Origin of the sequence: Nocardia sp. NBC_00511 (genome assembly GCF_045161165.1) — a bacterium.
GTDB lineage: Bacteria > Actinomycetota > Actinomycetes > Mycobacteriales > Mycobacteriaceae > Nocardia.
In genome coordinates this window covers 3,920,121-3,940,263 of record NZ_CP107849.1, presented here as the reverse complement: position 1 = coordinate 3,940,263, position 20,143 = coordinate 3,920,121, and the positions used below count along the sequence as shown (strand labels likewise).

The 20,143-nt window shown below is 68.3% G+C and carries 22 protein-coding genes; 17 read left to right on the top strand and 5 right to left on the bottom strand.

All coding sequences use genetic code 11. From position 1 onward, the window contains the following. Positions 1-12: 12 nt before the first annotated feature. Genes argC through OG300_RS18530 form a run of 6 tightly spaced genes read left to right on the top strand, consistent with a single transcriptional unit; the run spans position 13 to position 5,833 of the window. Positions 13-1,068: an N-acetyl-gamma-glutamyl-phosphate reductase gene (gene argC / locus OG300_RS18555; RefSeq protein ID WP_405497609.1), complete on the top strand. Its 1,056-nt coding sequence runs from the start codon at positions 13-15 to the stop codon at positions 1,066-1,068. Beyond that, positions 1,065-2,276: a bifunctional glutamate N-acetyltransferase/amino-acid acetyltransferase ArgJ gene (gene argJ, locus OG300_RS18550; protein WP_405497607.1), complete on the top strand. Its 1,212-nt coding sequence runs from the start codon at positions 1,065-1,067 to the stop codon at positions 2,274-2,276. Before argC ends, argJ begins: the two co-directional genes overlap by 4 nt. Beyond that, entirely contained in the window at positions 2,273-3,196 is a 924-nt protein-coding gene (argB, locus tag OG300_RS18545) for an acetylglutamate kinase (protein ID WP_405497605.1), read from the top strand. The genes argJ and argB overlap by 4 nt, the downstream gene beginning before the upstream one ends. Beyond that, on the top strand, positions 3,193-4,380 hold the full coding sequence (locus OG300_RS18540) for an acetylornithine transaminase (protein ID WP_405497603.1): 1,188 nt from the start codon (positions 3,193-3,195) through the stop codon (positions 4,378-4,380). Before argB ends, OG300_RS18540 begins: the two co-directional genes overlap by 4 nt. Next, positions 4,377-5,312 (top strand): ornithine carbamoyltransferase, encoded by a 936-nt coding sequence (argF, locus tag OG300_RS18535; protein ID WP_405497601.1) that lies wholly within the window; start codon positions 4,377-4,379, stop codon positions 5,310-5,312. Before OG300_RS18540 ends, argF begins: the two co-directional genes overlap by 4 nt. After that, complete coding sequence (locus OG300_RS18530; protein WP_405497599.1) at positions 5,309-5,833, top strand: arginine repressor; 525 nt, start codon at positions 5,309-5,311, stop codon at positions 5,831-5,833. Before argF ends, OG300_RS18530 begins: the two co-directional genes overlap by 4 nt. A 22-nt stretch (positions 5,834-5,855) precedes the next feature. On the opposite strand, the gene OG300_RS18525 is transcribed toward OG300_RS18530, so the two are convergent. Further along, a complete protein-coding gene (locus OG300_RS18525; protein ID WP_405497597.1) occupies positions 5,856-6,623 on the bottom strand; it encodes a trans-aconitate 2-methyltransferase in 768 nt (255 codons plus the stop codon). A gap of 219 nt (positions 6,624-6,842) precedes the next feature. Here OG300_RS18525 and OG300_RS18520 point away from each other — a divergent pair, with 219 nt between their 5' ends. From OG300_RS18520 to argH, 3 genes are read left to right on the top strand one after another with little or no spacing between them, the layout of a single operon-like run. After that, the gene (locus OG300_RS18520) at positions 6,843-8,045 is read left to right on the top strand and encodes an argininosuccinate synthase (RefSeq protein WP_405497595.1); all 1,203 of its coding nucleotides are present in this window, start codon (positions 6,843-6,845) and stop codon (positions 8,043-8,045) included. A 42-nt stretch (positions 8,046-8,087) separates the two neighbouring features. Continuing rightward, positions 8,088-9,005 (top strand): SAM-dependent methyltransferase, encoded by a 918-nt coding sequence (locus OG300_RS18515; protein ID WP_405497593.1) that lies wholly within the window; start codon positions 8,088-8,090, stop codon positions 9,003-9,005. Continuing rightward, on the top strand, positions 9,002-10,423 hold the full coding sequence (gene argH / locus OG300_RS18510; protein ID WP_405497591.1) for an argininosuccinate lyase: 1,422 nt from the start codon (positions 9,002-9,004) through the stop codon (positions 10,421-10,423). The genes OG300_RS18515 and argH overlap by 4 nt, the downstream gene beginning before the upstream one ends. A gap of 74 nt (positions 10,424-10,497) precedes the next feature. Here argH and OG300_RS18505 read toward each other — a convergent pair whose 3' ends face one another. Beyond that, a complete protein-coding gene (locus OG300_RS18505) occupies positions 10,498-11,694 on the bottom strand; it encodes a hypothetical protein (RefSeq protein WP_405497589.1) in 1,197 nt (398 codons plus the stop codon). Positions 11,695-11,852: 158 nt separating this feature from the next. Between OG300_RS18505 and OG300_RS18500 the strand changes: the two genes are divergently transcribed. Together OG300_RS18500 and OG300_RS18495 are read left to right on the top strand one after the other, a co-directional pair. Then, positions 11,853-12,014: a CopG family transcriptional regulator gene (locus tag OG300_RS18500; RefSeq protein ID WP_405497587.1), complete on the top strand. Its 162-nt coding sequence runs from the start codon at positions 11,853-11,855 to the stop codon at positions 12,012-12,014. A 1-nt stretch (position 12,015) separates the two neighbouring features. Then, positions 12,016-12,354, top strand: a complete 339-nt coding sequence (locus tag OG300_RS18495) for a VOC family protein (RefSeq protein ID WP_405497585.1) — start codon at positions 12,016-12,018, stop codon at positions 12,352-12,354. On the opposite strand, the gene OG300_RS18490 is transcribed toward OG300_RS18495, so the two are convergent. Then, complete coding sequence (locus OG300_RS18490) at positions 12,351-12,779, bottom strand: MarR family winged helix-turn-helix transcriptional regulator (protein ID WP_405497583.1); 429 nt, start codon at positions 12,777-12,779, stop codon at positions 12,351-12,353. The two genes, OG300_RS18495 and OG300_RS18490, sit on opposite strands and share 4 nt — an antisense overlap. Before the next feature lie 83 nt (positions 12,780-12,862). On the opposite strand from OG300_RS18490, the gene OG300_RS18485 reads away from it, so the two are divergent. Beyond that, positions 12,863-13,768: an LLM class F420-dependent oxidoreductase gene (locus OG300_RS18485; RefSeq protein ID WP_405497581.1), complete on the top strand. Its 906-nt coding sequence runs from the start codon at positions 12,863-12,865 to the stop codon at positions 13,766-13,768. A gap of 45 nt (positions 13,769-13,813) precedes the next feature. On the opposite strand, the gene OG300_RS18480 is transcribed toward OG300_RS18485, so the two are convergent. Beyond that, on the bottom strand, positions 13,814-14,008 hold the full coding sequence (locus OG300_RS18480) for a hypothetical protein (RefSeq protein ID WP_405497579.1): 195 nt from the start codon (positions 14,006-14,008) through the stop codon (positions 13,814-13,816). 262 nt (positions 14,009-14,270) lie between these two features. Between OG300_RS18480 and OG300_RS18475 the strand changes: the two genes are divergently transcribed. Next, positions 14,271-14,594 (top strand): DMT family transporter, encoded by a 324-nt coding sequence (locus tag OG300_RS18475; RefSeq protein ID WP_405497577.1) that lies wholly within the window; start codon positions 14,271-14,273, stop codon positions 14,592-14,594. A gap of 9 nt (positions 14,595-14,603) precedes the next feature. Here OG300_RS18475 and ilvA read toward each other — a convergent pair whose 3' ends face one another. Further along, positions 14,604-15,818, bottom strand: coding sequence for a threonine ammonia-lyase (ilvA, locus tag OG300_RS18470; RefSeq protein ID WP_405497575.1), 1,215 nt, complete (start codon positions 15,816-15,818; stop codon positions 14,604-14,606). 198 nt (positions 15,819-16,016) lie between these two features. Here ilvA and OG300_RS18465 point away from each other — a divergent pair, with 198 nt between their 5' ends. The 4 genes from OG300_RS18465 to OG300_RS18450 all read left to right on the top strand — a co-directional run bounded on the left by OG300_RS18465 (position 16,017) and on the right by OG300_RS18450 (position 20,122). Next, positions 16,017-16,535 (top strand): hypothetical protein, encoded by a 519-nt coding sequence (locus OG300_RS18465; protein WP_405497573.1) that lies wholly within the window; start codon positions 16,017-16,019, stop codon positions 16,533-16,535. Positions 16,536-16,700: 165 nt separating this feature from the next. After that, on the top strand, positions 16,701-18,227 hold the full coding sequence (locus tag OG300_RS18460) for an NCS1 family nucleobase:cation symporter-1 (RefSeq protein WP_405497571.1): 1,527 nt from the start codon (positions 16,701-16,703) through the stop codon (positions 18,225-18,227). A 180-nt stretch (positions 18,228-18,407) separates the two neighbouring features. Further along, on the top strand, positions 18,408-18,866 hold the full coding sequence (locus OG300_RS18455) for an RrF2 family transcriptional regulator (protein ID WP_405498588.1): 459 nt from the start codon (positions 18,408-18,410) through the stop codon (positions 18,864-18,866). Between the two features lie 8 nt (positions 18,867-18,874). Continuing rightward, positions 18,875-20,122 carry a globin domain-containing protein gene (locus OG300_RS18450; protein ID WP_405497569.1) on the top strand — a complete coding sequence of 416 codons (1,248 nt, stop codon included), beginning with the start codon at positions 18,875-18,877 and terminating at the stop codon, positions 20,120-20,122. The last annotated feature ends 21 nt before the right edge of the window (positions 20,123-20,143 follow it).

Below are 20,143 nucleotides of genomic sequence, written 5' to 3'. Positions count from 1 at the left end.
CATAATCATCACATGGTGGATACCTCGGCGGGCCCCCTGCGGGTCGCGGTAGCTGGTGCGAGCGGATACGCGGGTGGTGAAGTCCTGCGCCTGTTGCTCGGTCACCCGGCCTACCGCAGCGGGCAGCTCCAGATCGGGGCGCTGACCGCCGGGTCCAATGCCGGTGTCACCCTCGGTGAGCTGCAGCCGCATCTGCTGCCGCTGGCCGACCGGGTGCTCGAACCCACCACCGTCGAAGTGCTCGCGGGCCACGACGTGGTCTTCCTGGGCCTGCCGCACGGGCAGTCCGCGGCGATCGCCACGGCGTTGCCAGAGTCCACGATCATCATCGACTGCGGCGCCGATTTCCGGCTCACCGACGGTGCGGCCTGGGAGAAGTATTACGGCACCCCGCACGCCGGGCACTGGCCCTACGGGCTGCCCGAATTGCCCGGCGGCCGTGAGCTGTTGCGCGGCGCGACCCGGATCGCGGTCCCCGGTTGCTACCCGACCGTCTCCAGCCTGGCGCTGGCCCCGGCCATCGCCGCCGGGATCATCGAGCCGCGGGTGAACGTGGTCGCCGTCAGCGGCACCTCCGGCGCGGGCCGCAAACTCGATGTCGGACTGCTGGGTTCGGAGGTGATGGGCTCGCTGCGCGCGTACGGCATCGCCGGCGCGCACCGGCACACCCCGGAGATCTCGCAGAATCTGAAGGCCGTGGGCGGCACCGACGTCGCCGTCTCCTTCACCCCCGTGCTGGCCCCGCTGCCGCGCGGCATCCTCGCCACCTGCACCGCGGTCACCACCGTGGACGCCGCGGCCGCCCGCGCGGTGTACGAGAAGGCTTACGCGGACGAACCTTTCGTGCATCTGCTGCCGGAAGGGGTACTCCCGCAGACGGGTTCGGTGCTCGGATCCAACGCCGTCACCCTCCAGGTGACGGTGGACGCCGATGCCGGAATGCTGGTCGTGATCGGCGCGATCGACAACCTGACCAAGGGCACCGCGGGCGCCGCGGTGCAATCGATGAATCTGGCTCTCGGAATCGACGAGACCGCAGGACTTTCCACCGTAGGAGTGGCACCGTGACCTCACACGACGACGGCAAGCTGGTCCGGACCCAGGGCGTCACCGCGCCCCTGGGCTTCCGTGCGGCGGGCATCGCCGCGGGCATCAAGAAGAGCGGCAAGGCCGACCTGGCGCTGGTGTTCAGCGAGGGACCCGACTACGCCGCCGCGGGCGTCTTCACCCGCAACAAGGTCAAGGCCGCACCGGTGCTGTGGTCGCAGCAGGTGCTGACCGGCGGACGACTGCGCGCGGTCATCCTCAATTCCGGTGGCGCGAACGCCTGTACGGGCCCGGGTGGCTTCCAGGACACCCACGCCACCGCCGAGGAACTCGCGAAAGCCCTGAGCAACTGGGGAACCGAGACCGGCGCGGGCGAGATCGCGGTCTGCTCAACCGGTTTGATCGGCGACCGGCTGCCGATGGACAAGCTCATCCCCGCCGTCACCGAGATCGTGCACGAGATGGGCGGCGGGCTGTCCGGTGGCCTGGAGGCCGCGCGCGCCATCATGACCACCGATACGGTGCCGAAAGAGGCTGCGTACCACCACAAGAACAAATGGAACGTGGGCGGCATGGCCAAGGGCGCGGGCATGCTCGCCCCGTCGCTGGCCACCATGCTGGTGGTGCTGACCACCGACGTCGTGGCCACGCCCGCCCAGTTGGACGAGGCGCTGCGCAAGGCCACCGGCTACACCTTCGACCGCCTCGACGTGGACGGCTCCTGCTCCACCAACGACACCGTGCTGCTGCTGGCCAACGGCGCGTCCGGCGTCGCGCCCAGCCAGGAGGCGTTGAACGCGGCCGTGTTCGCGGTCTGCGACGACCTGGCCGAACAGCTCATGTCCGACGCCGAGGGCGTCACCAAGCGCGTGCACATCACCGTGAAGGGCGCGGTGAGCGAGGACGAAGCGCTCATCGGGGCCCGCGCGCTGGCGCGTGACAGCCTGGTCAAGACCGCCTTCTTCGGTTCCGACCCGAACTGGGGACGGGTGCTGGCCTCGATCGGCATCGCGCCCATCGAACTGGATCCCAACCGGGTCTCGGTGTCGTTCAACGGATCTCCGGTGTGCGTCGACGGCGCGGGTGCGCCCGGCGCCCGCGAGGTCGACCTGTCCGGCCCCGATATCGCGGTGCTGGTGGACCTGGGTCTGGGCGACGGCGAGGCCACCGTCCGCACCACCGATCTCTCGCACGGCTACGTCGAAGAGAACTCGGCCTACAGCTCATGAACGCGGCGATCCAACAGCTTTCGGCTCTCGACAAGGCGCACGTGCTGGCCGGTGCGCTGCCGTGGCTGCAGAAGTTCCGCGATAAGATCGTGGTCGTCAAATACGGCGGCAACGCCATGGTCGACGACAACCTCAAGGAAGCCTTCGCCGCGGACATGGCGTTCCTGCGCACCGTCGGTGTGCACCCCGTCGTGGTGCACGGCGGCGGCCCGCAGATCAGCGCCATGCTCCAGAAGCTCGGACTGCAGGGCGAATTCCGGGGCGGCTTCCGCGTCACCACACCCGAGGTGATGGAAGTCGTGCGGATGGTGCTGTTCGGTCAGGTCGGCCGGGAACTGGTGGGGCTCATCAACGCTCACGGTCCCTACGCGGTCGGCATCTCCGGTGAGGACGCCCGGCTGTTCACCGCCACCCGCCGCACCGTGCAGGTGGACGGGCACGCCACCGATATCGGCCTGGTCGGCGACGTCACCGAGGTGAATCCCGAGGCCGTGCTGGATCTCATTGCGGCGGGCCGGATTCCGGTGGTGTCCACCATCGCGCCGGACGCCGACGGGGTGGTGCACAACATCAACGCCGACACCGCCGCCGCCGCACTGGCCGAGGGCATCGGCGCGGAGAAGCTCGTGGTCCTCACCGATGTCGAAGGCCTGTACACGGATTGGCCCGACCGCTCCTCGCTGACCTCGCGCATCGACACCGCGGCGCTGGCCGAGTTGCTGCCGCGCCTGGATGCGGGCATGGTGCCCAAGATGGAAGCCTGTCTGCGCGCCGTGCAGGGTGGCGTCCCCACCGCGCACGTCATCGACGGGCGGGTCGCGCACGCGGTGCTGCTGGAGCTGTTCACCGGCGAAGGCATCGGGACCATGGTGACCCCGGCGGGTCCCGACACTGGAAGTTCGAACGGAGTGGCGCAATGACTACGGCCGGCATGCAGGAGCGGTGGAACACCGCGCTGATGAACAACTACGGCACCCCGAAGGTCGCGCTGGTGCGTGGCGCGGGCGCGGTCGTCTACGACGCCGAGGGCAAGCGCTACCTGGACTTCCTCGGCGGCATCGCCGTCAACAGCCTCGGACACGCGCATCCGGCGATTCTCGCGGCGGTCACCGGGCAGCTCGGCACGCTCGGGCACGTCTCGAATCTCTATGCCAGCGAACCGGTCATCGCACTCGCCGAGCGGCTGCTCGCGCACTTCGGTGATGGCAACGGCAAGGCGTTCTTCTGCAACTCAGGCACCGAGGCCAACGAGGCCGCCTTCAAGATGGCCCGCCTGACCGGCAAGACCAAGATCGTCGCGTGTGAAGAGGCGTTCCACGGAAGGACCATGGGCGCACTGGCTTTGACCGGGCAGCCCGCCAAGCGGGCCCCGTTCGAGCCGATGCCCGCGGGCGTCGTGCACGTGCCCTACGGTGACGCCGCCGCGCTGTCCGCCGCCGTCGACGACGACACCGCCGCGGTGTTCCTGGAACCCATCATGGGCGAGAGCGGCGTCGTGGTGCCCCCGGCCGACTACCTGGCCAAGGCCCGCGCCATCACCAAAGCGCATGGCGCACTGCTGATCCTGGACGAGGTGCAGACCGGTATCGGCCGCACCGGCGCCTTCTTCGCGCATCAGAGCGCGGGCATCGTGCCCGACGTCATCACCCTGGCCAAGGGCCTCGGCGGCGGCCTGCCCATCGGCGCCGTGCTCGCGCAGGGCCCGGCGGCGGAGCTGCTGCAGCCCGGCATGCACGGCACCACCTTCGGCGGCAATCCGGTCTGTGCCGCAGCGGCTCTGGCGGTACTGAACACCATCGACGAGGACGGACTGCTCGCGCACGTGGAGTCCGTCGGCAAGATCCTCGTCGACGGCATCGAGGATCTCGACCACCCGCTCGTCGATCATGCCCGCGGTGCGGGCCTGCTGATCGGCATCCAGCTGACCGCCGACGTCTCCGCCCAGGTGGAGGCCGCCGCGCGGGAGGCCGGCTACCTGGTGAACCCGGCCAAGCCCAACGTGATCCGGCTCGCGCCCCCGCTCGTGCTGACCGAAACCCAGGCCGACAACTTCCTGGCCGACCTGCCCGCGATTCTCGATGCGGCGAACAAGGAGACCAAGTGACCATCCGGCATTTCCTGCGTGACGACGACGTCACCCCCGCCGAACAGGCCGAGATCCTCGCCCTCGCAGCCGAATTGAAGGCCGCACCGCTGTCGCGCCGTCCCCTCGACGGGCCGCGCGGCGTCGCGGTCATGTTCGAGAAGAACTCCACCCGCACCCGCTTCTCCTTCGAGATGGGCATCGCGCAGCTCGGCGGGCACGCCGTCGTCGTCGACGGCCGCGACACCCAGCTCGGCCGCGAGGAGACCCTCGCCGACACCGGCCGGGTGCTCTCCCGCTATGTCGATGCCATCGTCTGGCGCACCTTCGAGCAGACCCGCCTGGATGAGATGTCCGGTGCGGCAACGGTTCCCGTCGTCAACGCGCTGTCCAACGAGTTCCACCCGTGCCAGGTGATGGCCGATCTGCAGACGCTCAAGGAGCGCAAGGGCGCGGATCTGACCGGCCGCAACCTCACCTACCTCGGCGACGGCGCGAACAATATGGCGCACTCGCTGCTGCTGGGCGGCGTCACCGCGGGCATGAACGTGACCATCGCAGCGCCCAAGGGTTTCGAGCCACTGCCGTGGATCCTCGACGCCGCCGGTAAGCGGGCTGCCGAGACCGGCGCCAAGATCGCCGTCACCAATGATCCGCTGGCCGCCGCCGACGGCGCGGACGCGCTGGTCACCGACGCCTGGACCTCGATGGGCCAGGAGAACGACGGGCTCGACCGCGTTGCCCCGTTCCGGCCCTTCCAGGTGAACGCCGCGCTGGTGGCCCGTGCGGCCTCGGATGTGACTGTCCTGCACTGTCTTCCGGCGCACCGCGGCGACGAGGTCACTGACGAGGTGCTCGACGGCCCGCACAGCGCGGTCTGGGACGAAGCCGAGAACCGGCTGCACGCGCAGAAGGCGCTGCTGGTCTGGCTGCTCGAGAAGAGCCAGGGGTGACCAGCGGCGACCGCCGCGCACCCGCGCCCGGCAAATCGGGTGCGGCCATCGCCCGCACCCGCGCCGGGCGGCAGGCCCGCATCGTCGCCATCCTGTCGCAGCACGAGGTGCGCAGCCAATCCGAGCTGGCCGCACTGCTTTCCGGTGAGGGCATCGACACCACCCAGGCCACGCTCTCGCGCGACCTGGACGAACTCGGTGCGGTGAAACTGCGCGCCGCCGACGGCGGCGCGGGCGTCTACGTCGTCCCCGAGGACGGCAGCCCCGTGCGCGGCGTCACCGGCGGCACCGAACGCCTCTCCAAACTGCTCGGCGACCTGCTGGTGTCCACCGACGCCAGCGGCAATATCGCGGTGTTGCGCACCCCGCCCGGCGCGGCGCACTTCCTGGCCAGCGCCCTGGATCGCGCCGCACTGCCGGAGATCGTCGGCACCATCGCCGGTGACGACACCATCGCCGTCATCGCCCGTGAACCCATGACCGGCGCGGAACTGGCCACCAAGATCGAACTGCTGGCCTGATCGGATCGGGTATCACCCTGGCTCACTTGGTCTTTCGTGCGACCGCGAAGACGCGGCGGAACGGGAGCCAGGTGGTGCCGTCGGGCTGCCGGGGGTAGGCGGTGCGCAGGATCGGAGCGAGTTCGGCGCGGAAGCGGGCCCAGTCGGCGTCCTCGAGTGCGTCGCGGACCGGGTGCAGCGCGGTGCCGGTGACCCATTCAAGGACGGGGTCATCGCCGGTCAGAGGCTGTAGGTATGTGGTCTCCCAGGCGTCGACCTGGCATCCGGCGGCGGTCAGCACCGCGGCGTAACCGGCGGGGTCCGGTACCGATTCGCGATTCAGCAGGCCGCCGGAATTCAGTGTGGCGCGCCAGGATTCGCTGTGGGCGAGGTCGCGGATGGCGAGATGGGAAGGGGCGTCGAAGTTTCCGGGGACCTGCAGGGCGAACCAGGCACCGTCTGGGAGGGCATCGATCCAGCGGGGGAGCAGGTCGAGGTGGTTCGGAACCCATTGCAGGACAGCGTTGGTCACCACGACGTCGGTGTCGGGGGCGGGCATCCAGTCGCGGACGTCGGCGACGGTGGCGTCGATGCCGTGCTCGCGCGCGGCGGCGACCATCTCGGGGGAGGAGTCGAAGGCCTCGACGGTGGCGCCGGGCCAGCGGGTGGCGAGGGTGGTGGTCAGATTGCCCGGGCCGCAGCCCAGATCGGCAACGCGCCGGGGTGTGCTCGCGTTGACGCGGCCCACCAGATCGAAGAACGGGCGTGCCCGCAGATCATCGAAGGCCAGGTACTTGTCGGGGTCCCACATCGCAGCTCCACTCGCCAGGTTTACCAAACCGTACGTCCGTACTGTATTCCGGTGGCCGGTCGGACGCAAGGTCGGTACCCCGGTTATGAATGGGATTGCATCGTCGTGCATAATCATTTGCAGCACGCGGAGCCGCCCGGCGAGAGCCGACAGGACCGGCCCGTCGCCCGCGCCGGCGGGCTGCGCAGAACCTAGACGTATGAATCGAGGAGCACGGACATGACCAAGCGCGTCGTACTCGCCTACTCCGGCGGGCTGGACACCTCTGTTGCCATCAGCTGGATCGCCAAGGAGACCGGGGCCGAAGTCGTCGCCGTCGCCATCGATCTCGGCCAGGGCGGCGAGGACATGAACGATGTGCGCCAGCGCGCCATCGACTGCGGCGCGGTGGAGTCCATCGTGGTGGATGCCCGTGACGAATTCGCCAACGAGTACTGCCTGCCGACCATCCAGGCCAACGCGCTCTACATGGGCCGCTACCCGCTGGTCTCGGCCATCTCCCGGCCGCTGATCGTCAAGCACCTGGTCGAGGCCGCCGAATACCATGGCGCCGACACCGTTTCGCACGGTTGCACCGGCAAGGGCAACGACCAGGTCCGCTTCGAGGTCGGCATCGGCGCGCTCGCGCCCGACCTGAAGGTGATCGCACCGGTCCGCGACTACGCCTGGACCCGTGAGAAGGCCATCGAGTTCGCCGGTGAGAACAAGCTGCCGATCAACGTCTCCAAGAAGTCGCCCTTCTCCATCGACCAGAACCTGTGGGGCCGCGCGGTCGAGACCGGGTTCCTCGAGGACCTCTGGAACGCGCCGACCAAGGACGTCTACGACTACACCGTCGACCCGACCGTCAACTTCGAAGCGCCCGACGAGCTCATCATCACCTTCGACAAGGGCGTTCCGGTCGCCATCGACGGCCGCCCGGTCAGCATGTTCGAGGCCATCACCGAGCTCAACCAGCGCGCCGGCCGCCAGGGCGTCGGCCGCCTCGACATGGTCGAGGACCGCCTGGTCGGCATCAAGTCCCGCGAGATCTACGAGGCGCCCGGCGCCATCGCGCTGATCACCGCGCACCAGGAGATGGAAGCCGTCACCGTCGAGCGCGAGCTGGGTCGCTACAAGCGACAGGTCGAGCAGCGGTGGGGCGAGCTGGTGTACGACGGCCTGTGGTTCTCGCCGCTCAAGCGCGCCCTCGACGCCTTCGTGGCCGAGACCCAGCAGCACGTCTCCGGTGAGGTCCGCATGGTCCTGCACGGCGGCAGCGTGGTCGTCAACGGCCGTCGCTCCGACGAGTCGCTCTACGACTTCAACCTGGCCACCTACGACGCGGGCGACACCTTCGACCAGTCGCTGGCCAAGGGCTTCGTGCAGATCCACGGCCTGTCCTCCAAGGTCGCGGCGCGACGGGATCTCAACAGCAAGTAGTAGCCTGCGACCGGGGACAACCGGCCAAGAGGAGACGCGCCCATGCGAACCGATGACGACAGTTGGGACATCACGGAGAGCGTGGGCGCGACCGCCCTCGGCGTGGCCGCCATCCGGGCCTACGAAAGTAGCCGGGACGACGCGCTTTTCCACGATCCGTACGCGGCGAAGCTGGTCTCAGCGGTCGGCAACGACGGCTGGAACACGCTGATGGCGGGTGCGCTGAGCGGACGCGATATCGACGATCCGGATCTGCGCGGCTGGTCCATGGGCAGTGTGCTGATCGCGCGCACCGTCTACATCGACGAGTACTTCGCGGTGGCGGCGCGCGCCGGGATCCAGCAGATCGTGATCCTGGCGGCCGGGCTCGATGCCCGCGCCTACCGGCTCGAATGGCCTTCGGGCACCAGGATTTTCGAGCTGGATCAGCCGAAGGTGCTGGCGTTCAAGGCGCGTGCGCTGGCCGACGACCAGCCTGCCGCCGATCGCCGCGAGGTGGCCATCGACCTAAGGCACGACTGGCCGAAAGCCCTGCTGGACAAGGGTTTCGAACCGGATCAGCCGACGGCCTGGCTGGCCGAGGGGCTGCTGCGGTATCTGCCCGGGCATGCCCAGGACGCGCTGCTCGAGCACGTGCTGGAACTCAGTGCCCCCGGTAGTCGACTCGCGCTCAACCTGGGCACCGGCCACCGGGAGCTGTCCGATGAGCACCGCGAGCGGCGTTCGCAGGTGATGGCCAAGGCCGGAATTCATATCGACCTGGAAAATCTGTTCTACCCGTGGGAGGACCGCCAGGACCCCCGCGACTGGTTCGCCATGCACCAGTGGCTGGTGACCGAGGGTGACCCGGTGACCCTGCTCGAAGACCGCGGCCGCACCGTCCCCGAGACGGCCAAGGCCGGAATGAGCGCACACATCCTGATGACCGCGACCAAACCGCGAGGAGACGACACGCTATGACGCAGGGCGGCAGCACGAACGAAGGCGCGCTGTGGGGTGGACGCTTCGCGTCCGGCCCGGCCGCGGCGATGGCGGCGCTGAGCAAGTCCACCCACTTCGACTGGGTGCTCGCGCCGTACGACATTCGCGCCTCCAAAGCCCATGCGCGCGTGCTGCACAAGGCCGGACTGCTGTCCGAGGGTGACCTCACCGGCATGCTGGCCGGACTGGACTCGCTGGCCGCCGACGTCGAGTCGGGCGCGTTCGGGCCGCTGGAATCCGATGAGGACGTGCACGGCGCGCTCGAGCGCGGGCTCATCGACCGGGTCGGGACCGAGCTCGGCGGGCGGCTGCGCGCCGGTCGCTCGCGCAACGACCAGGTCGCCACGCTGTTCCGGATGTGGCTGCGGGATGCGGTGCGGCGCATCGGATCCGGCGTGCTGGACGTGGTGGACGCGCTGACCGCGCAGGCCGCCGCGCACCCGGACGCGGTGATGCCGGGCAAGACGCATCTGCAGGCCGCGCAGCCGGTGCTGCTGTCGCATCATCTGCTGGCGCACGCGCATCCGCTGCTGCGTGATCTCGAGCGGATCCGCGATTTCGACAAGCGGGCTGCGGTGTCGCCCTACGGTTCCGGCGCGCTGGCCGGGTCCTCGCTGGGCCTGGATCCGGAAGCCATTGCCGCCGAGCTGAACTTCGACGCCTCGGCCGCCAACTCCATCGACGCCACCTCCTCGCGTGACTTCGCGGCCGAGGCGGCGTTCGTGCTGGCCATGATCGCGGTCGATCTGAGCCGGATGGCCGAAGAGGTGATCATCTGGAGCACACCGGAATTCGGTTACATCACCCTCGCCGACGCCTGGTCGACCGGCTCCTCGATCATGCCGCAGAAGAAGAACCCGGACGTCTCCGAGCTCACCCGCGGCAAGGCGGGCCGCCTGATCGGCAACCTCACCGGTTTGCTGGCCACGTTGAAGGCGCAGCCGCTGGCCTACAACCGTGACCTGCAAGAAGACAAGGAACCGGTCTTCGACTCGGTGGCTCAGCTGGAACTGCTGCTGCCCGCCATCGCCGGACTGGTCTCCACCCTGACCTTCCACACGGACCGGATGGCCGAGCTGGCCCCGGCCGGGTTCACCCTCGCCACCGATATCGCGGAATGGCTTGTCCGCCAGGGTGTTCCGTTCCGGGTCGCGCACGAGGCCGCCGGTGGGTGCGTGCGTGCCGCCGAGTCGCGTGGTGTCGGCCTGGACGAGCTCACCGACGCGGAGTTCGCGGCGGTCGACCCGGCGCTGACCCCGCAGGTGCGTGAGGTGCTGACCGTGCAGGGCTCCATCGCCTCCCGCAATGCCCGCGGTGGTACGGCGGGCACGCAGGTCGCCAAGCAGCTCGAAGAGGTTCGCGGGACGGCTGCCGGGCACCGTACCTGGCTCGACTGAGCGTTCACGTTCACGACGAAATCGCCCGTGGTGCTGCCGAATCGGCGCACCACGGGCGATTTTCGTCCGAGGATCTATTCGCCGTGCAGCCAGCGGTCCTTCAGCTGCCAGTGGGTATCCCACCAGGCCTTTTCCTTGGCGGGATCCGAACCCGCTGCGGGCGGCGGTGATTCGCCGGGGAACAGCCAGTCGGGGCCGGGTGCGCCGACCGTGGTCGGGGTCGTCGTGGTCGGGTCCGGTGGCGGGGGAGTGTCCGTGCTGGTGGGGGTTTCGGTCGTGGCCGGTACCCGGGTGGGGCGAGCGACGGTGACCGGGGCGGGTGGTGCGGGCGCCGGTTCGAGGGTGGTGGTCGGCGTCGACTGATCCGGTGGCGGCGGATCGATGGTGGTTCCCGGATCTGCCGCCGGTGCCGGGAGCAGTACCGATGTCGTTGGCGTGGCGGGCAATCCGGTGCCGGTGGCGACCGGGCTCATCCGCACCTGTGCCGCGGGCACGGCGTGGTCGCGGGAGTGCGCGACCATGAATCCGGTTCCGGCGAGTGCCGCCACCACGGCGGCCGCCGCGACCACGACCCGCTGCGAACGCCGGTCCACGCTCGGCGGGGCCTCATCGACCATGTCGTGCAACTGTTCCGCGGCGACCAGCGCCGCACCACGCGCCACCGCGTCGGCGGGGTCGGAGATCTCCGCCACCGGTGCGTCGAACCCGAGCGCGATCACATTGGCGATGTCGGTGTCGTCAGCCGCCGACCCACAGATGACCACGGCGTCCGGTCGAATTCCGGCCGCGTCCAACAGCGGCCAGATGCGCGCGATGGCCGCGCCGGCCCCCTCCGGATCGGCGCTGCCCTCCGCCCACGAATCCGATGCGGCGATCTGCGAGCGATCGTCCCCCGTGGCGACGAAGGCGGTGTGATTCCCCAGCAGCTCCAGCACCAGCAGGTTGCCCGGCCGCTCCACCTCCCCGGCGACCGCGACCAGCGCGTTCTTGATCGAAACATACGAGGCGCGTTGCCATTTCCCCGCGGCCAGCGCCGTGACGAGCTCCCGTCGCTCGGCTGCGGTCCGATACACGACGGCCGCATCGTCGACCTCCGCGACCGCCGCGAGCTGGTCGAGCACCTCGGTCACTGCCGTGCCGAGCGCGCCGTCCTCGATCCTCCGCTCGGCGCGCCCCCGCCCCGGCGGTGGCCATCGCGCGTCCGCTGCATCCGTGTGCACGATCCCGCGCACCGACGTCCGTTCGGCCGAAATTCCGACAATTACCCGCATACCACTGAACCTCTGATCGACAACGCCCTGCCCGAGTAGTTCGACGCCCTCCACCAAAATGTTTGGTCCGGAGTCCAATTCCCCCGCGTGCCGTTCGAAATCGGTCCCGTGTCCCGCTACCCCTGGCGGCTAGATTGCTAGCATGCTAGCCTCGAAGGGTGGGCGAAGAAGTGAAGCAATTCAACGTCTACCTGCCGATCTCGCTGATCAAGCAGGTCAAATACCACGCGATCGAGTCGGGAATGTCGCTGTCGGCCTTGGTCGCCGACGCGCTGCGGGCGTATCTGGACGCCCACCGCCAGTCATCGAAGGAGGAGTGAAATGACCGTCAAAGGCATCGAAACCGTTTTCCTGGAAACCCACAACTGGGGCAAGACCGCCCGCTTCCTACAGGGCCTCGGCTTCGAGGTGGAGTTCGAGACCGGCCACAACTCCGGCCAGTTCCGCATGCCCGAAGGCCCCACCGTCTTCGTCGCCGAAATCGCCCCCACCCAGCCCCCCGGCCTGAAACTCGTTGTCGGCGTACCCGACACCACCCACCGCCCCACCGCCGACGTCGACATCGTCACCGACTTCGAACCCACCCACTACGGCACCCAGGAAATGACCGTCCGCGACCCCGACGGCCGCGAATGGGCCCTCCAGGCCCCGGGGGTCTAACCCGCGTCGAGGTTGCGCTTGATGGTGCGCAGCACCCGGATGAAGGAAGCCCTGTCGGCCGGATCTACGGTGGTCAGGGCTCTTTCGGTGATGGCGTCGGTTTCGGATTCGATGGCGTGCTCGAGTTTGTGGCCTCGGGGGGTGAGGTGGAGGCGGACGAGGCGGCGGTCGGTGGGGTGGGGTTCGCGGCGTAGGAGGCCGGTGGCCTCCATGCGGGTGGCGGCGCGGGTGATGGTGGAGGTGGCCAGGCCGAGGCGGCGGGCTATCTCGCCGGGGGTGAGGCCGTCTTCGGACCAGAGTTGGCGCAGCACGAACTGCTGGCCCTCGTGGACGCCGTGATGGGCGAAGGCGGCGGCGTTGGCCACGGCCAGTGCGTGTTTCGCGGCCCAGAAGGCGGACTGGAAGTCGTCGGCGGTATCGGACATGGTCGATACAGCGTAAGGGGTTGACAGTCGTTAGCCGAGCAACGATAGACTCGTTGTCCGGCTAACGACTATCGGAGGATCCGATGAAACTCGGAATCGGACTGACCAACTTCTCCTGGCCCGTACCCACGGCCGAACTCGGCGCGACCATCGAGGGCATCGCGCGCACCGCCGACGAGGCGGGCTTCGACAGCCTGTGGGTGATGGACCACTTCTTCCAGATCAGCATCTCCGGCGAACCGGTGGAATCGCCGATGCCGGAGGCGTATTCGACGCTCGGCTTCCTGGCGGGCGTGACGCGGCGGATCGCGCTTGGCGCGCTCGTCGGCTCGGTCTCCTACCGGCATCCCGGGGTGCTGATCAAGACCGTCACCACCCTCGATGTGCTCAGCGGGGGACGGATGTACTTCGGGATCGGGGCGGGCGCGCCGTTCGATCCGGAACCCATGGGGGCCGAAACCCGTTTCGAGGCAGAGGGATTGGGGATTCCGTTCCCGCGTCTCGGGGAGCGCTTCGAGCGGCTCGAGGAGGCGTTGCGGCTGGCGCATCAGATGTGGGCGGGGGACGAGTCGCCGTTCCACGGCGAGCACTATCGGCTGGAGCGGCCGTTGAATTCGCCGAATTCGGTGCGGCGGCCGCATCCGCCGATCCTGATCGGGGGCAGCGGGGAGCGGAAGACGTTGCGGCTGGTCGCGCGATATGCGGACGCGTGCAATCTGTTCGACCTGCCCGGGGCGGGGTTCGGCGATAATCTGACTCGCAAGCTGGAGGTGCTGCGTCAGCACTGCGAGGAGATCGGGCGCGATCCTGCTGAGATCGAGAAGACCGTGGTGAGCACCGTCGACTTCACCGCCGGGGTGAACGCCGCCGCCGAACATCTGCATGTCTTGGCCGAATTGGGGATCGACCATGCCTTGATCACGCCGCCCGGTGCGTGGGACAAGTCGACTCTGGCGGACGCGACCGCGCTGCTCGAACTCGTGCACTGACGGACGGGAAGGCCCGTGGGGTTCGAAAACCCCACGGGCCGTTGGTCATCCGCGCCGGTAGTTCTGGTGTTTCGCGGGCGGGACGGAGACCCGGCCGGAATCGCGGATCTTGCTCTGAATCTGTTGAGCCTGCTTGCCGTTTCGCGCCCGGCGCTCCTTGCGGGAGAGCGGGCGTTCGTCGGATACGGCGTCCGGCATGGGTTCGGAGTTGTTCATGGGTAGCGAAAAGCGCTCGGGCACAGTGCCTCCTGGAACTAAGGGACCGACTCACCGGGCCGGAGGCCGGTCGATATCGGGAATACCGACGCACGGCGGTGCGACCTGCCGTCGAAAGCAGGGACCGGGTGCCGGTCGGCGTCAGGGACGAATCGCGCTCAGGAGTAAAGCTGCTGCCACATGCCGAGCACCATAACCACACCCGCCGATGCCGCGCATCTCATTTATCCGCGCCCGGCGCGAACCGAGCCCCGGACGGGGTGCCGTGAATGGCTATTGTGCAGCTATGACGTTCCTGCTGCTGGCGCTCGCCATCGTGTCCGAGGTGACGGCGACGGTGTCGCTCAAGATCTCCGAGGGGTTCAGCAAACTGGTGCCCTCGATCATCGTGGTGATCGGCTATGTGGCGGCGTTCTGGTTCCTGTCGCAGGCGCTGAAGCGGGGGATGGCGATCGGGGTCGCCTACGGCATCTGGTCGGCGATCGGGGTGGTGGCGGTGGCGACCATCGGCGCGCTGTTCCTCGACGAGCACATCACGCCGGTGCAGATCGGCGGCATCGTGCTGATCATCGCGGGCGTGCTGGCACTGGAACTGGGCGGGGCGCACTGACGGGCGCGCTCAGTCCTGCACGTGCACAACGTATCCGGCGTCGTCGAGCGCGGTGAGCACCTCGTCGCGATGGGTCGGCCCGCGGGTCTCGAGGGTGAGGATGACCTCGACCTCGTCGATGGCCAGCCACGGCATGGTGCGGGAGTGCACCACGTCCAGCACGCTCGCACCGGTGCGGCCGAGTTCGCCGAGCAGGCGCGAAAGACTGCCGGGACGATCGGAGATGGTGATGCGGGCGGCCAGGTAGCGGCCCGCGGCGCTGAGGCCGTGACCGATCACCCGGGTCAGCAGCAGCGGATCGATATTGCCGCCGGACAGGATGGCGCACACCGGCCCCTCGAGCGCGAGTTCGTCTGGGGGACAGGCCATCAGGGCGGCGACCGCGGCGGCCCCGGCGGGTTCGACGATGAGTTTGGCGCGTTCCATGCACAGCAGCAGTGCCCGCGACAGCGCGTCCTCGTCGACGGTGACGATGGTCGGTTCGCTCGCCAGGATCTGCTCGAAGGGCACCTCGCCGGGCAGCCCCACCGCGATGCCGTCGGCCATGGTCGACATGTGTTCCAGCGCCACCGGTTTGCCCGCCAGCAGCGAGGCGGGCCAGGCCGCGGCCTCGGCGGCCTGCACCCCGATCACCCGCACCTCGGGCCGATGCCGCTGCATGACCGCGGCCACCCCGGCCAGCAGTCCGCCGCCGCCGGTCGGCACCAGCACGGTGCCGACGTCCGGTAGCTGCTCCAGGATTTCCAGGCCGCAGGTGGCCTGCCCGGCGACGATGTCGACGTGATCGAACGGGTGCACCAGTGTCGCCCCGGTCTGCTCGGCGAAATCCCGTGCGGCGGAAAGTGATCGGTCGATGGTCTCGCCGACCTGATGCACGGTCGCCCCGTATGCCCTGGTGGCCACCAGCTTCGGCAGCGCCGCGCCGACCGGCATGAACACCGTCGACTCGATGCCCAGCGAGGTCGCCGACCAGGCCACCCCCTGCGCGTGATTGCCCGCGCTGGCCGCGACCACCCCGTGCGCCCGTTCCGCCGCCGTGAGGTTGGCGATCCGGTTGTAGGCCCCGCGCGGCTTGAACGATCCGGTGCGCTGCAGGTTCTCGCATTTCAGCCACACCTGGTGCCCGACGCGCTCCGACAGCACCCGCGACGCCACCACCGGTGTCCGCCGTAGCACCGGTGCGAGAAGGGTTGCCGCCGCGTCGATCCGTGCCGTGAGATCCATGCGCGCCATGTTGCCAGCTGTTCACCCCGGCTGTCGCGACTGCGCGCCTGCCGCCCGGGGGAGACATGCCGATCGGACCCGGCAACGCTCGTCAAATACCGGTTCGCGAGGTTCGCGAGGCTTATGTTCTGACCGATCATCGCAGTTCAGCACCGATGTCGTGTGCCACCTCCACCAATCCCGGCAGAGAGGGAAGCTGTGCCCAAGGCAGTGAAAATCCTGGCCGCACTGGCCGTCTGCGGTGTCTCCGGCATCGCGCCGCTGTCCGCCCCGACCGCGCACGCCAGCGGCATCGGCAGTTGCACCGGCGGCGACTTCCGCTGGACCGCGGTGCAGGGCGGGATCACCATGACGCCGACCCAGTTCATCTTCACCTCGGTCGGACGACTGTGGGGATGCACCGGCTATCCGGGCATCACCGGCGCGACCTTCACCGGAGTGCACGAGGCGCGGTCGGACTGCATGCATCCCGCGGACGGCCCGCTGACGGTGAACATGCTGTGGTCCAACGGGGACACGAGTACCCTCTGGGGCCCCTGGCCGGTCGGCATGAGCCAGCCGACCGTCGGTCCCATGCAGGTCATCTCGGGTTTCGGGGAGGGCAGCTGGGTCAGTGTCAGCGCCACCTACGAGATGATGACCCCGGAGATGGTGATGGGCTGCCTGGGTCCGGGCATCCCCACCGGCATCGGCACCCTGAGCGCCACCATGATGTGAGCGCTCTGCGATCCGCAGCCCTGGTGCGAGTGTGAAACCCCTGGCCGGGGCGGTGCGGAAACATATATGGGACGCGCAATAAGCGGGAAATGGACGTGCAATCCGAGGGCAATCGCGCGAATCTAGCGTGAGCGCACCATCATCGGATTTCGGATCGGACCCATCATGACCGACATCGTCGCGCCCGTCTCGGCCGGACTTGCCCCGGCCGACCCGGCCCCGCCTACGTCGAGCGCGGAATCGCTTGCGCCACAAGCTTCTCCAGCATACGACCCGCGGCTGACCAATGACGATCTGGCCCCGCTGAAGAAGCAGACCTGGGGCTCCTATCACATCTTCGCGTTCTGGATGTCGGACGTGCACAGCGTCGGCGGCTACGTCACCGCGGGCAGCCTGTTCGCGCTCGGACTGGCCGGATGGCAGGTGCTGGTCGCCCTGCTCGTCGGCATCACGATCGTATATTTTCTGTGCAATCTGGTAGCCGCGCCGAGCCAGCGAGCGGGGGTGCCGTATCCGGTCATGTGCCGCAGCGCCTTCGGGGTGCTCGGGGCGAATATCCCGGCCATCATCCGCGGTCTGATCGCGGTGGCCTGGTACGGAATCCAGACCTATCTGGCCTCGGCGGCACTGATCGTGGTGGCCGTCAAGCTGTTCCCGAGTCTCGCGCCCTACTCGGTGGCGAGTGATTACGGCTTCCTGGGCCTGTCGCTGCTGGGCTGGTGCGCCTACCTGGCGCTCTGGGTGGTGCAGGCGGCGGTGTTCTGGCAGGGCATGGAGTCCATCCGCAAGTTCATCGACTTCTGCGGTCCGGCGGTGTACGTCGTGATGTTCCTGCTGTGCGGTTACCTGATCTACAAGGCGGGCTGGAGTTCGATCGACCTGCAGCTGGGTTCGGTCAAGTACCACGGCTGGGACGCGCTGCCGGTGGTGCTGGGCGCGATCGCGCTGGTGGTGTCCTACTTCTGCGGGCCGATGCTGAACTTCGGCGACTTCTCCCGCTACAGCAAGTCGATGGCGGCGGTGCGGCGCGGCAATCTGCTCGGGCTGCCGGTCAACTTCCTGGTGTTCTCGCTGCTGGTGGTGATCACCGCGTCGCTGACCCTGCCGGTGTACGGGGAGCTCATCACCGATCCGGTCGAGACGGTGGCGCGCATCGACTCCACGTTCGCGATCGTGCTCGGCGCGTTGACCTTCGCCATCGCCACGGTCGGCATCAATATCGTCGCCAACTTCATCTCCCCGGCCTTCGATTTCTCGCATGTGAGCCCGCAGCGGATCAGCTGGCGCATGGGCGGCATGATCGCGGCCGTCGGTTCGGTGCTGATCACGCCGTGGAACCTGTACAACAACCCGGACGTCATCCACTACACCCTCGAGGTGCTGGGCGCGTTCATCGGCCCGCTGTTCGGGGTGCTGATCGCCGACTACTACCTGGTGCGCAAGCGCGAGATCATCGTCGATCAGCTGTTCACCATGGCCGACACCGGAAAGTACTGGTACCGCAAGGGATTCAACCCGGTCGCGGTGATCGCCACCGTGCTGGGCGCGCTGGCCGCGGTGTTCCCGGTGCTGGCGCGCAACCTGTACGGCATGCACACCGCCGCGCAGTACAGCTGGTTCATCGGCTGCGGGCTGGCGCTGGTGATCTACTACGGCCTGGCCACCCGGACCCGGTTGATGACCCCGGCCTGACGGGCACGCCGAGGAGGCGATCCCCGGTGGCGATGCCGGTCGCTGCCGGGGATTTGCTGGACAAACAATGCGCAAGCACTTCGAATGTGTCGGCGGTTACATAAACCCCGAGAGAATGCGTATTAAAACGCACACTCGCAAAACATGGATTTCTTTGGCGGAATAACTAACGTTGAGGGCATGCAGCTTTCCCGGTTCACCGATCTCGGCCTGCGGGCGCTCATGCGGCTGGCGGTCGGCGACGGCGCCGAGGAACGGGTCACCGTCAAACTGATTGCCCGCCAGGTCAATGCGTCCGAGAACTATGTCGCGAAGGCGGTCTCCCGCCTCGCCGAGCTCGGCTACGTGGAATCCCAGCGCGGCCGCACGGGCGGGATCTTCCTGACCCAGGCCGGTCGCACCACCACCATCGGCGTCATTGTCCGCCAGCTCGAATGCGATTCCGAAGTCATCGAATGCGTCGGCGACAGCCCCTGTCCGCTGGCGGATGCCTGCCGTTTGCGAGGAGTGCTCGCGACCGCGCAGAACGCCTTCTATCGCGAACTCGATCGCTATCTGCTGGCGGATCTGGTCGACCAGCGCACCGTGGATCTGCTGTATGTGCCGGTCTTCCCGGCGAGAAACCTGATCGACACCTAGGAGACCCCATGAGCCTCGCGCCGGATTCCGCTCTGCTTCTTGTTCCCGAGTTGGAGCCCGAGCACGCCGAGGTGATTCGCGCGACGCTGCCGCTGGTGGCCGCGCATATCGACGAGATCACCTCGCTGTTCTATCGCAAGATGTTCACCGCGCATCCGGAGTTGTTGCGCGACCGCTTCAATCGCGGCAATCAGCAGCACGGCGCGCAGCAGAAGGCCCTCGCCGCCTCCATCGCCACCTACGCCACCCACCTGATCGACCCGGACCTGCCGCATCCGCGCGAGCTGCTCTCGCGCATCGGGCACAAGCACGTGTCGCTCGCGGTCACCGAGCCCGAATACGGTGTCGTGCACGAACATCTGTTCGCCGCGATCGTCGAGGTGCTGGGCGCGGACGTGGTGTCGCCGGAGATCGCCGCCGCCTGGGATCGGGTGTACTGGCTGATGGCGACCACCCTGATCGACTTCGAGCGCGAACTCTACGACGAGGCCGGGGCCGATCCCGGTGACGTGTTCCGCGAGACCCGCGTGGTGCGCCGCATCGACGACCCGTCCGGCGTGGCCGTCTTCGTGCTGGAGTCCACGGATCCGGAGCGTCTGCTGCCGGGATTCCTTCCCGGACAATATATTTCGGTCGGTGCGCAACTCGCCGACGGCGCCCGGCAGCTGCGTCAGTACAGCCTGGTGAACCGTTCCGGACTGGGCCTGCTGGCCTTCGCGGTCCGCAAGGTGGAGGCCGAGGAGGGCACTCCGGCCGGCGAGGTCTCGAGCTGGCTGCACGACACCGTGCGGGAGGGTGACACGCTCGAAATCACCCTGCCCTTCGGCGATCTCACCGTGGACATCGAGGCGAAAACCCCGGTGGTGCTGATCTCGGCGGGCATCGGCATCACGCCGATGGTCGGCATTCTGGAGCATCTGACCGCCGAGAACCCCGCGCGCCGCACGATGGTGCTGCACGCGGATCGCTCCACCACCGCACATCCGTTGCGCGAGCAGGTCGCCGGACTGACCCGGCAGCTGCGCGACTGCTATGCCCGCGCCTGGTACCGGGCCGACGGACACGGCCCGATGGAACTGTCCGGACTGGAACTGCCGACCGACGCCGACTACTACCTGTGCGGTGGCACCGGCTTCCTGCAGTCGGTGCGCGGGCAGCTGCTGGCCGCCGGAATCCCGACGGACCGTGTGCATTTCGAATTGTTCGCGCCCAACGACTGGCTGTTGGACGCCGAGAGCGCACCCGCCCTGGCCTGAGCGGCGGGTGCCGCGGGTCGG